We start from the raw sequence: 11120 nt of genomic DNA on the forward strand, positions 1-11120 counted from the left end.
TAGGCGGTAAACTTTGACAAATGCCTAATGCAGCGAATGTAGCGCGGACCTCTAGTCGAGGTTGGGGCGAAGCCAACGCGCCGCTTCCTCGATGCCGATCCCGCGTCGTGCAGCATAGTCGTCACGTTGATCATTGCCGATGCGCGCCACACCGAAATACTCTGCCTGAGGGTGCGCAAAGTAGAAGCCGGATACGGCCGCCGTTGGCAACATGGCGAAACTCTCGGTCAATGTGATGCCGGTATTGTCCGTCGCACTCAGCAAGTCGAACAAAATGGGCTTCAGGCTGTGATCGGGACAGGCGGGGTAGCCGGGGGCAGGTCGGATGCCGCGATATTGCTCGCGGATCAGGGCGTCATTGGTCAATTGCTCGTGCGGCGCATATCCCCAAAGCGTGGTACGAACATGGCGATGCAGGGCTTCCGCAAAGGCTTCCGCAAAGCGGTCGGCCAGCGCTTTCAGCAGAATGTCGGAATAGTCGTCATGGTCCGCCTTGAAGCGTGCGATATGCGTGTCGATCCCATGGATTCCAACGGCAAAGCCGCCAATCCAGTCGCCGTCATGACTGATAAAATCGGCCAGGCACATGTTTGCGCGACCTTCGCGCTTCGCGATCTGCTGGCGAAGGAACGGAATTCGGACGTGCGATTCATCTTCCAGATGCAGGATGACGTCGTCTCCGTCGCGGCGGCAGGGCCAAAGTCCCGCAACGCCCTTTGCCGTGAACCACTTCTCCTTGACGATCCGGTCCAGCATCGACTGGGCATCGGCAAAGAGGCTCGACGCACTTTCACCAACGACGGGATCCTCGAGAATGGCCGGATAGTTTCCTGCAAGTTCCCAAGCCCGAAAGAACGGTGTCCAGTCTATGTATTGCCGAATGTCTGCCAGGTCCCAGCTGTCAAACACATGCAGGCCGGGTTGGTCGGGCGGGCCCGGCTTGTGTGCTTCATCCAGGCGGAAGGCATTCGCCCGGGCATCAGCGAGAGACACGAGCGGGTTCTGCCCCTTGCCTTCGCGTACATCGCGAACGTGCTGATAATCGGCGGCAGTCGCCGCAACGAAACTGTCGCGCTGCGTGTCGGAAAGGAGAGTGGAAGCAACCCCGACCGCGCGGCTCGCGTCAAGGACATGAACCACAGGCCCCGTGTAAGCCTGGTCTATGCGAAGCGCGGTATGGACTTTCGATGTCGTCGCGCCTCCGATCAGCAGCGGAATCGTGAATCCAGCGCGCTGCATTTCTTCGGCCACCGTGACCATTTCGTCGAGCGACGGTGTGATCAGGCCGGACAGCCCAATGATGTCCGCATCATTGTCCTTTGCTGCTTTGAGAATGCTTGACCAGGGTGCCATCACGCCAAGGTCGATGACTTCATAGCCATTGCACTGGAGCACGACGCCCACAATGTTCTTGCCGATATCATGCACATCACCTTTGACAGTGGCCATGATGATTCGTCCCTTGGACCGGGTGCCTGCCTCCTTGGCAGCCTCAATATAGGGGATGAGATGGGCAACGGCCTTTTTCATCACGCGGGCCGATTTGACCACCTGGGGCAGGAACATCTTGCCGGAGCCGAACAGATCCCCGACCACATTCATGCCGTCCATCAGGGGACCTTCAATCACTTCGATCGGACGTGCAGCCTGCAGGCGAGCTTCTTCCGTATCGTCGACAATGTAGGCATCGATACCCTTCACCAGAGCGTGCTCGAGCCGCTTTGAAACGGGCCAGCCGCGCCATTCCTCGGCCGCCTTTTCTGCAACTGCGTCAGTCCCCTTGAACCGCTCTGCCAGTGTTACCAGTCGCTCGGTGGCGTCATCCCTGCGGTTGAGGATCACATCCTCGCAGGCTTCTCGCAGCTCCGGGTCGATCGTGTCGTAAATGTCCAGTTGGCCGGCGTTGACGATGCCCATGTCCATGCCGGCAGGGATGGCGTGATAGAGGAAGATTGAGTGCATCGCTCGGCGCACAGGCTCGTTGCCGCGGAAGCTGAAGGAGAGGTTGGAAAGGCCGCCCGAAATGTGGACGTGGGGGCAGCGTGCGCGGATCTCGCGCGCAGCTTCGATGAAGTCGACGGCGTAGTTGTTGTGCTCCTCAATTCCCGTCGCGACTGCGAAAATATTGGGGTCAAAGATGATGTCTTCCGGCGGGAAGCCAATTCCGGTCAAAAGCTTGTAGGCGCGTTCGCATATGTCGACCTTGCGAGCCTTTGTGTCTGCCTGTCCGGTTTCGTCGAACGCCATCACGACCACGGCAGCGCCATAGGCCATGCATTTGCGAGCATGCTCCAGGAATTGCGCTTCGCCTTCCTTCATACTGATCGAGTTGACGATCGGCTTGCCCGAAACGCATTTGAGGCCGGCTTCGATCACGCTCCATTTGGAACTGTCGATCATCACGGGAACGCGAGCGATGTCAGGCTCCGCGGCAATCAGCTTGAGGAACGTCGTCATCGCCTTTTCGGCGTCCAGCAGACCCTCATCCATATTGACGTCGATAATCTGTGCGCCATTTTCGACCTGTTGGCGCGCGACCTCGACCGCCTTTGTATAATCGTCGGCCATGATGAGCTTCTTGAACGCTGCCGAACCGGTGACGTTCGTGCGTTCGCCAACATTGACGAAAGTGGCCGTTTGGGTGGTCTGTGTCATGTCAATCGATCAGGCTGCGAGGATCATGGGCTCAAGACCCGCAAGCCGTGTCGCCACGGGGGGAGCCTTGGGTTGGCGCGCGGGCAGTCCTTCGACGGCCTTGGCAATTGCTTCGATATGGGCAGGCGTGGAGCCGCAGCATCCTCCAAGGATATTGACTTGCCCATCCAGGGCCCAATCTTTGACCAGTGCTGCCGTCTCCTCAGGCAACTCATCATAAGCGCCAAGATCGTTCGGCAGCCCGGCGTTGGGATAGACCATGATCAGTGTGTCGGCGATCTGCGACAATGTGCGGACGTGCGGCCGGAGTTGTTCTGCGCCGAATGAGCAGTTGAGACCAATTGTGACGGGTCGTGCATGGCGGACGGCATGCCAGAACGCTTCGACCGTATGGCCGGACAGATTGCGTCCGGACAGATCGGTCAACGTCATCGAGAGCATCATCGGCACATCCCGGCCCAGATCCTGCTGCGCTTCGAGTACGGCCATGATGCCGGCCTTGGCGTTCAAAGTGTCGAACACCGTTTCAATCAGGATGAAGTCGACGCCGCCCTCCAGCAAAGCGTCAATCTGTTCGCGGTATACACCCTTGAGATAGTCGAAATCGATCTCCCGGTAGCCCGGATCATTGACGTCGGGAGAGAGTGATAGTGTCTTGTTCGTTGGGCCGATTGCGCCTGCAACAAAACGCGGGCGACCATCCTTGGCCGCCTCATCGGCCGCTGTACGGGCTATGCGTGCCGAAGCGATATTGATGTCGCGCACAAGATCTTCCGCGCCATAATCGGCCTGGCTGATCCGGTTTGCAGAAAATGTGTTTGTCGAGACAATGTCAGAGCCTGCGGCCAGATAGGCGCGTGTGATGGCATCTACCACGTCGGGACGCGTCAAGGCCAACAGGTCGTTGTTGCCCTTCTGATCATGCCCCAGCCCGAGTGCTCCAGCATAGGCCGCTTCATCCAGCTTGTAGTTCTGGATTTCGGTGCCGAAGGCTCCGTCGGTCAGGAGGATACGGCTCGAGGCGGCAGTTTTCAGGGCTTCACGGGATGTCATTGGGAATTCTCCTTCGGCCGCAGGCCCAGCAGGTGGCAAATGGCGTAGCTGAGTTCCGCCCGGTTCAATGTGTAGAAATGGAAATGCCGGACCCCGCCCGCATAGAGCCGCCGACACAGGTCAGCCGACACAGTCGCTGCGACCAGTTGGCGGGACGCTGGACGCTCATCCAGCCCTTCGAACAGATGTGCAAGCCAGCTCGGCACATGGGTTCCGCACAATGCGGCCATGCGCTGGATCGCCGCGAAATTGGTGACTGGCATGATTCCCGGCGTCAGTTCCGCATTGATCCCTGCTGCAGCGACCCTGTCGCGGAAGCGGAAAAAGGTTTCAGGTTCGAAAAAGAACTGCGTGATGCCCCGGCTGGCGCCCGCATCGAGCTTGCGCTTCAGGTTGTCGAGATCGGCGTCGGCGCTTTGGGCGTCAGGATGGGTCTCTGGATAACAGGCAACAGAAATCTCGAACGGCGCGATCGCCTTCAGCCCTGCAACCAGATCGGCTGCGCCCCCATAGCCCTGAGGATGAGGCTCAAATCTGGCGCCAGGGACCGACGGGTCACCACGCAGGGCAACAATGTGCCGAACACCAGCATCCCAATAGGCACGCGCCACTTCATCAATCTCTTCCCGTGATGCGTCGACGCAGGTCAGATGCGCCGCGGCAGGTGCGTGAGTCTCTTTGACGATGCGGGCAACTGTCGCGTGCGTCCGTTCCCGCGTGGAACCGCCCGCCCCATAGGTGACCGAGACAAAACGTGGGCCTAGTGGCTCAAGAGTCTTCATTGTCTCCCAAAGCGCCAGCTCCATTTTCTCCGTCTTCGGCGGAAAGAATTCAAAGCTCACCTGGGCGTCGCCAGCCAATCCGGCAAAGAGTGAGGGTGCAGACTCACTCATCGTCCTATCACTGATGCTGGACGAGCGGCTCATGCAGCGATGACCTTGAGGCGCGATTCTTGCCGCTTGCGCCCGCGCCAGAGCTTTACGGTCAGCCTTCCGCCCTTGAGATTTTCAATCAGATCGCATTCGAGTCCGGCGGCTTCGAACCAGCCAGCAATCTGTTCATCTGAAAAGCCGAGACGGGCATGCGCGTCCCGATCGCGCAGTTCCTCGCGGTCGTGGGGGGCAAAGTCGACAATGAGGAGGCGGCCCTTTGGGGAAATAATGCGCGCGAGTTCGCCAATGGCGCTCTCGGGATCCGGAATGAAATGGAGAACCTGATGCAGAATGACAGTGTCAGCATTGCCGTCGGGGACGGGCAGGGCGGCGAGGTCGCCTTGACGCAATTCCCATGCAGGAAGGTCTTTTGCGCTCAACTTCGCTCGAGCGAGCCGGAGCATTTCGGGGCTACGATCTATTCCGACAGCCTTTTGCGCGGCGCTGCCGAATAATTCGATCATCCGCCCGGTGCCCGTTCCGACATCGACGAGACGACCGATGGGTGCTTCTGCCAAAGCTGCAGCCATGGCAGCTTCGACTTCGCTTTCAGCCACATGAAGCGAACGGATTGCATCCCATTGCGCTGCATGGGCGGCAAAATAGCGTTCCGCTGCGGCGGCCCGATCTGCATGCACGGCCGAAAGGCGGGCTTTATCAGCTACAATCCAGTGATTCTCGCGCTCGTCGGTCTGCCAGATATCGAGTGCACGAAACAAAGGATCAACGAGCTCTGGAGCGCCGGGAGCCAGAAATGCCCAACTCCCTTCCTTCCGACGAATGGCCAGTCCGGCGTCGCACAATATCTTGACGTGTCGCGAGACGCGCGGCTGGCTTTGGCCAAGGACCTGCGCAATTTCTCCTATCGAAAGTTCCATCCTTCGCAAAAGTGCGATGATTCGCAGCCGGGTCGGATCGGCAAGGGCGCGAAAGATATCGAGGGCGACAGGCATTTGAGCTACATATAAAGAATTCTTTATATGTCAATATGCGGAACTTGCTGGCGCTTTTGCGCTGATGCGTGCGCTGCGGCAGTTTCATGCGATTCCGTGAAGAATCTTGATTGCCAAGAAATGAATGAATCGCTAGTCACAGGTCCCGCCGGTCCGAGGGGGCGTGATAGCCTTTCGCGCTGACCGCCGCTTTGTTGACCTAACGGGAGGGATTTACCCATGAAAAAGACTATTGCTCTGTCACTTGTACTCGCCGCTTCGATGAGCCTTGCTGCTTGCAGCAAGAAGGCTGACGATGCTGCTGCCAACGCCGCTGACACGATGGCTTCGGAAGCTGTTGAAGGTGCCGACAATGCTGCTGATTCAGCAATGAACGCTGCTGACACCGCAACGGACGCTGCTGCCAACGCGACCGACGCTGCTGGCAACGCTGTCGATGCTGCTGCTGACGCTGCTGCAAACGCTGCGGACGCTGCGAAGAAGTAAGCCCGTTTAGCCTATTCGGCAAAACCGGTAACGGAATGGCCGCATCCCTTTTGGGGTGCGGCCTTTTCTGTTTTGGCTGACTGTCCTGGACGTCGCCCCTGCCTCTGGAGTGGCGACGTGCCCAAACAAAAAGGGCCGGAAGTTTCCTTCCGGCCCTTCTTTTTGGTGCCTGATGGGCTGGATCAGAAATCCATGCCGCCCATGCCGCCCATGCCGCCACCGGGCATGCCTGCCATGGCAGGCTTGTCTTCGGGCACATCGGCAATCGTCGCTTCCGTGGTGATCAGGAGGCCGGCAACCGAGGCCGCATCCTGCAGCGCGGTGCGAACGACCTTGGTCGGATCGATCACGCCGGCCTGGACCAGGTTTTCATAGACGTCGGTCGAAGCATTGAAGCCACGGGTTTCGTCATTTTCGCGCAGCAGGTTGCCAGCGACCACGGCACCGTCAACTCCCGCGTTTTGTGCGATCTGGCGCAGCGGCGTTTCGATCGCCTTGCGGATGATGTCGATCCCGCGAGTCTGGTCGTCATTGATACCCTTCATGCCGGCAAGCGCCTTGGTTGCATAAAGAAGCGCCGTGCCGCCACCGGGGACGATGCCTTCTTCAACGGCCGCGCGGGTTGCGTGCAGTGCATCATCAACGCGGTCCTTGCGTTCCTTGACTTCGACTTCCGTCGCACCACCGACCTTGATGACGGCAACGCCGCCTGCAAGCTTGGCAAGACGTTCCTGCAGCTTCTCGCGATCATAGTCGCTGGTGGTGTTTTCGATCTGCTGGCGGATTGCTTCAACGCGGCCCTTGATCGCATCGGCTTCACCGGCGCCATCAACGATGGTGGTGTTGTCCTTGTCGATCGAGACGCGCTTGGCCTGGCCGAGCATGCCGAGCGTCACGGTTTCGAGCTTGATGCCGAGATCTTCGGAGATCATTTCGCCCTTGGTCAGGATTGCGATGTCTTCAAGCATCGCCTTGCGACGATCGCCGAAGCCCGGCGCCTTCACGGCCGCAACCTTGAGGCCGCCACGCAGCTTGTTGACCACAAGCGTGGCCAAAGCTTCGCCTTCAATGTCTTCCGCGATGATCAGGAGCGGACGGCCAGACTGGACAACCGCTTCGAGGATCGGGAGCATCGCCTGGAGGTTCGACAGCTTCTTCTCGTGGATCAGGATGTAGGGATCGTTGAGTTCAACGAGCATCTTTTCCGGATTGGTGATGAAGTAGGGCGAGAGATAGCCACGGTCGAACTGCATGCCTTCGACGACATCGAGTTCGAAATCGAGGCCCTTGGCTTCCTCGACGGTGATCACGCCTTCCTTGCCGACCTTTTCCATCGCTTCGGCAATCTTTTCGCCAACGACAGTGTCGCCATTTGCCGAGATGATGCCGACCTGGGCAATTTCTGCAGTGCCGGAAACCGGCTTGGAACGCTTCACGAGATCGGCCACGACGGCAGTGACAGCAAGGTCAATGCCGCGCTTGAGGTCCATCGGGTTCATGCCAGCGGCAACCGACTTCATGCCTTCACGGACAATCGCCTGAGCAAGCACGGTTGCCGTGGTGGTGCCGTCGCCAGCAACGTCGTTGGTCTTCGAAGCGACTTCGCGGACCATCTGCGCGCCCATGTTCTCGAACTTGTCCTTGAGTTCGATTTCCTTGGCGACGGTGACGCCGTCCTTGGTAATGCGTGGAGCACCGAAGCTCTTGTCGATCACGACATTGCGACCCTTGGGGCCGAGTGTGACCTTCACCGCATCGGCAAGAATGTCGACGCCGCGCAGAATGCGCTCACGCGCGTCGCGGCTAAATTTTACTTCTTTTGCAGCCATTTGAGTGTTCCTTTTCTAACTCGTCGCCCCTGCGGAGGCAGGGGCCTGTCTGGAATTGATCTTCATCGGACAGGGAGCGAACTCCCAAAGCGGCCCCTGCCTGCACAGCGGCGACGTCCACTCAACCGATGATTCCAAGAATGTCCGATTCCTTCATGATCAACAGGTCTTCGCCGTTGATCTTCACTTCCGTGCCGGACCATTTGCCGAACAGGATCTTGTCGCCTGCCTTGACGTCCAGCGGCGTAACCTTGCCGTCTTCGGCCTTTGCGCCCGAACCCGCGGCGACGATTTCGCCTTCCTGCGGCTTTTCCTTGGCGGTGTCTGGAATGATAATGCCGCCAGCCGTTTTTTCATTGGCTTCAATACGGCGAACGAGCACGCGATCGTGCAGCGGACGAAATGCCATGTTTATTCCCTCTTCTCGAAAATAAGAATTAGCACTCACACCGGGCGAGTGCCAACAACGCGCATATGGGTATGGGAAATCTCCCCGTCAAGCGCTGCAGCACATTCTTTTTGCCCCTGGCTCACACGGGCAGAAGTCCCAGCTGCTTGCGCCAGCTCCAACGCCAAATCATCAGCAGGCTCACAGCTGCAAGGCCACCTGCAAGCCCGATCCAGACCCCGACGCCGTGCAATTCAAGCCGGAACGCAAGGAAAGACCCTGCTCCAATGCCGACCGCCCAATAGCCGACAATGGCAAAGATCATCGGCCAGCGCGTGTCCTGCAAGCCCCGCAGCATGCCCGCGCCGACCACCTGCGCGCCGTCGAAGATCTGGAAGGCCGCAGCAACGCCCAGAAAGGACACGGCAAGATCGATGACCGGCGCATTGGCTGCCGTGGGTTCAAGAAACAGCTCGATCAGTTGGTGCGGGAAGCTCCACATGAGGATCGCCATGCATGTCATGAACCCGGTGCCAAGCATGAAGGCGGTCCAGCCCGCACGCCTCAGAGCTTCGGGATCCTTTCTGCCATAGCCAAGCCCGACCCGCACGGTCGCTGCTTGTCCAAGGCCAAGCGGGACCATGAAGCTCAAAGCTGCGATCTGAAGCGCAACGGCATGGGCTGCAACCGAAGCTTCACTGATCAGACCCATCAACCCGACCGCCGCGGCGAACACTGCGCCTTCAGACCAGAGCGTCAGGGCGATCGGCACCCCAAGACGCACGATCTTGCCGAAACGCGGCCAATCGCTGCGCCAGAAATGGCCAAGGATGTGAAACCGCCGGAACGCCTTTTGGCGGGCAGCGACACATGCAAGTCCTCCGGCCATGATTGACCAGACAATGGTTGTCGTCAGGCCTCCGCCGAAGATGCCGAGGGCCGGCAAGCCAAAATGGCCGAAAATCAGCGCCCATCCCAACACCGCATTCATGACCACACCCCAGATGCTGATCGTCAGTATCCAGCCCGGCCGTTCGAGCGCCGACACAAAGCCGCGCAGCGCCTGAAAGATCAGGAATGGCAGCATGCTCCACATATAGCCGCGCATGAAGGTGCTGGCCGTTGCGGCGAGTGCCTTGTCCTGCCCCAATGCGAGCAGCACCATGTCCGTATTCCAGAGCACCACCCAAGCAGGAATGACCGCGACGCAGGCAACCCAGACCGATTGGCGGAACCACCGGCGCACTTCGCGGACAGCATTGAATCGGCGGCCAAGATCTGCCGCCATCATCGGCGCGGCAGCAATCACGAGGCCCATGCAGAAAATGGTCATCGACATGCACAGGTTCAGGCCCAGCGCGGACGCCGCAAGTGCGCGTGGTCCGAGCCAGCCCATAAGGACGACATCTGTTGCCTGGATGAGCGCCATGGTCAGGTTGGACAGGATCAGCGGCCAGGCAAGCGCCAAGGTGGCGCGAAACTCGTCGCGCCAGAGATTTCCCTGAACCGGGGCCAGTGCAGGCTTTTCCAACATAGCCGACCAGAATAGCGAATTTGGTCTTTCCGTGTCATCCCCAAAATAAGACTGCACCGGCATTGTAACCTTTCCAGCTTTTCAGCGAAGGACAGGGATGCGAAAGATGCGGTCATGAAAGCGGACGATGCCAGCCTTCAACGCCTGATGGCGCTTGCCCAGCAGGGCGATGCTGCGGCCTATCGGACCGTGCTTGTTGCCTGCCAGCGTTGGCTCTTGCGGTATTTTTCGGGCCGCATCGTGCCAGCGCAGGTCGATGATCTGGTGCAGGAAACACTTGCCTCTCTGCATAGCAAGCGTGCCAGCTACGATCCGTCGCGACCTTTCCTCCCCTGGCTCGCGGCAATCGCGCGGTATCGCTGGGTGGACCAGTTGCGGCGAACCTATCGCCAACAGGAAGATGAACTGCATGAAGACCTGGTGGGCGACGATGAGGAGGAATCCATTGCAGCACGCATCAGCCTTGATCGACTCCTGGGCTTGCTGCCTGAACGGCAGGCGCATGTTATCCGCCTGGTGAAGATTGATGGCCATTCGATTACGGAGGCTGCGCTTCGCACTGGCCAATCGGAACCCTTGGTAAAGGTCAATATCCATCGCGGGCTGAAAAGGCTTGCCGCGTTGATTGAGAGCGAATGACGATGACGATTGATATCGATACGCTGGTCGCTGACCTTCAGCCGGTTCGCCCGGTTTCACCGCGCGGAGGAGTGCTGATTGCGCTCGTTGCCGCTGCTGTCGTTGTCGCAATCGTTTCTGCGGCATTTGGGCTTCGGGCGGACGTTGTTGCGGGCAACCCGCACCCCATGGTCATGTTGCGCGAGGGCATGCTGCTCTTGCTCGGATTCGCATCACTTGCCGCCGTTGTTGCGTCAGCGCGCCCGGGTGTCGGCCAAAGCAGCACCGGATGGCGATGGGCATTGGCCGGAGCGTCTCTCTTCCCTCTGACCAGCATAGCCCTTGCGATGACGACTGAAGGCTTCCCGCTAGACGTGCTTTTTTCGGTCGATGGTCCCTGGTGCCTGGGGATCAGTCTCGGTGGCGGATTGCTGATCGGGGCCGGCTTGACGCTCTGGCTGCGCAAGGGAGCGCCGACGGCTCTCAACCGCATCGGCTGGCTCGTCGGACTTGCCTCTGGCAGTTTCGGGGCCTTTGCCTACGGCTTGCATTGTCCAAGTATTACGGTGTTTTATGTGGGCCTTTGGTACACCGGAGCAATCCTTTTGTGCGCATTGCTCGGCCGGTTGATCGTGCCCCGGCTCATCCGCTGGTAGCGCTTCACTCGGTTTA

Annotated in this window: 10 protein-coding genes; 3 read left to right on the top strand and 7 right to left on the bottom strand. The window is 59.2% G+C overall.

Annotated features, from left to right (window positions below):
- Nucleotides 1-51: 51 nt before the first annotated feature.
- From metH to K0O24_RS07945, 4 genes are read right to left on the bottom strand one after another with little or no spacing between them, the layout of a single operon-like run.
- On the bottom strand, nucleotides 52-2655 hold the full coding sequence (metH, locus tag K0O24_RS07930; RefSeq protein WP_219895293.1) for a methionine synthase: 2604 nt from the start codon (nucleotides 2653-2655) through the stop codon (nucleotides 52-54).
- A 9-nt stretch (nucleotides 2656-2664) separates the two neighbouring features.
- Nucleotides 2665-3708 carry a homocysteine S-methyltransferase family protein gene (locus tag K0O24_RS07935; protein WP_219895294.1) on the bottom strand — a complete coding sequence of 348 codons (1044 nt, stop codon included), beginning with the start codon at nucleotides 3706-3708 and terminating at the stop codon, nucleotides 2665-2667.
- On the bottom strand, nucleotides 3705-4601 hold the full coding sequence (metF, locus tag K0O24_RS07940; RefSeq protein ID WP_246611174.1) for a methylenetetrahydrofolate reductase [NAD(P)H]: 897 nt from the start codon (nucleotides 4599-4601) through the stop codon (nucleotides 3705-3707). The genes K0O24_RS07935 and metF overlap by 4 nt, the downstream gene beginning before the upstream one ends.
- Nucleotides 4602-4630: 29 nt before the next feature.
- A complete protein-coding gene (locus tag K0O24_RS07945; RefSeq protein WP_219895296.1) occupies nucleotides 4631-5593 on the bottom strand; it encodes an ArsR/SmtB family transcription factor in 963 nt (320 codons plus the stop codon).
- 219 nt (nucleotides 5594-5812) lie between these two features.
- Here K0O24_RS07945 and K0O24_RS07950 point away from each other — a divergent pair, with 219 nt between their 5' ends.
- Entirely contained in the window at nucleotides 5813-6079 is a 267-nt protein-coding gene (locus tag K0O24_RS07950) for a circumsporozoite protein (protein WP_219895297.1), read from the top strand.
- Between the two features lie 182 nt (nucleotides 6080-6261).
- Here K0O24_RS07950 and groL read toward each other — a convergent pair whose 3' ends face one another.
- The 3 genes from groL to K0O24_RS07965 all read right to left on the bottom strand — a co-directional run bounded on the left by groL (nucleotide 6262) and on the right by K0O24_RS07965 (nucleotide 9893).
- A complete protein-coding gene (gene groL / locus K0O24_RS07955; RefSeq protein WP_219895298.1) occupies nucleotides 6262-7908 on the bottom strand; it encodes a chaperonin GroEL in 1647 nt (548 codons plus the stop codon).
- 121 nt (nucleotides 7909-8029) lie between these two features.
- On the bottom strand, nucleotides 8030-8317 hold the full coding sequence (gene groES / locus K0O24_RS07960) for a co-chaperone GroES (RefSeq protein ID WP_219895299.1): 288 nt from the start codon (nucleotides 8315-8317) through the stop codon (nucleotides 8030-8032).
- Between the two features lie 121 nt (nucleotides 8318-8438).
- Nucleotides 8439-9893, bottom strand: coding sequence for an MATE family efflux transporter (locus tag K0O24_RS07965; RefSeq protein WP_343211269.1), 1455 nt, complete (start codon nucleotides 9891-9893; stop codon nucleotides 8439-8441).
- Nucleotides 9894-9944: 51 nt separating this feature from the next.
- Between K0O24_RS07965 and K0O24_RS07970 the strand changes: the two genes are divergently transcribed.
- Complete coding sequence (locus K0O24_RS07970; RefSeq protein WP_219895300.1) at nucleotides 9945-10469, top strand: sigma-70 family RNA polymerase sigma factor; 525 nt, start codon at nucleotides 9945-9947, stop codon at nucleotides 10467-10469.
- Nucleotides 10466-11104 carry an NrsF family protein gene (locus K0O24_RS07975; RefSeq protein WP_219895301.1) on the top strand — a complete coding sequence of 213 codons (639 nt, stop codon included), beginning with the start codon at nucleotides 10466-10468 and terminating at the stop codon, nucleotides 11102-11104. The genes K0O24_RS07970 and K0O24_RS07975 overlap by 4 nt, the downstream gene beginning before the upstream one ends.
- The last annotated feature ends 16 nt before the right edge of the window (nucleotides 11105-11120 follow it).

Source organism: Aquisediminimonas profunda (genome assembly GCF_019443285.1).
GTDB lineage: Bacteria > Pseudomonadota > Alphaproteobacteria > Sphingomonadales > Sphingomonadaceae > Aquisediminimonas > Aquisediminimonas profunda.

What these genes read in the sequence shown, in the direction of transcription:
- metH (WP_219895293.1), bottom strand. Translation starts at nt 2,655, where the DNA reads ATGACACAGACCACCCAAACGGCCACTTTCGTCAATGTTGGCGAACGC.
- K0O24_RS07935 (WP_219895294.1), bottom strand. Translation starts at nt 3,708, where the DNA reads ATGACATCCCGTGAAGCCCTGAAAACTGCCGCCTCGAGCCGTATCCTC.
- metF (WP_246611174.1), bottom strand. Translation starts at nt 4,601, where the DNA reads ATGAGTGAGTCTGCACCCTCACTCTTTGCCGGATTGGCTGGCGACGCC.
- K0O24_RS07945 (WP_219895296.1), bottom strand. Translation starts at nt 5,593, where the DNA reads ATGCCTGTCGCCCTCGATATCTTTCGCGCCCTTGCCGATCCGACCCGG.
- K0O24_RS07950 (WP_219895297.1), top strand. Translation starts at nt 5,813, where the DNA reads ATGAAAAAGACTATTGCTCTGTCACTTGTACTCGCCGCTTCGATGAGC.
- groL (WP_219895298.1), bottom strand. Translation starts at nt 7,908, where the DNA reads ATGGCTGCAAAAGAAGTAAAATTTAGCCGCGACGCGCGTGAGCGCATT.
- groES (WP_219895299.1), bottom strand. Translation starts at nt 8,317, where the DNA reads ATGGCATTTCGTCCGCTGCACGATCGCGTGCTCGTTCGCCGTATTGAA.
- K0O24_RS07965 (WP_343211269.1), bottom strand. Translation starts at nt 9,893, where the DNA reads ATGCCGGTGCAGTCTTATTTTGGGGATGACACGGAAAGACCAAATTCG.
- K0O24_RS07970 (WP_219895300.1), top strand. Translation starts at nt 9,945, where the DNA reads ATGAAAGCGGACGATGCCAGCCTTCAACGCCTGATGGCGCTTGCCCAG.
- K0O24_RS07975 (WP_219895301.1), top strand. Translation starts at nt 10,466, where the DNA reads ATGACGATGACGATTGATATCGATACGCTGGTCGCTGACCTTCAGCCG.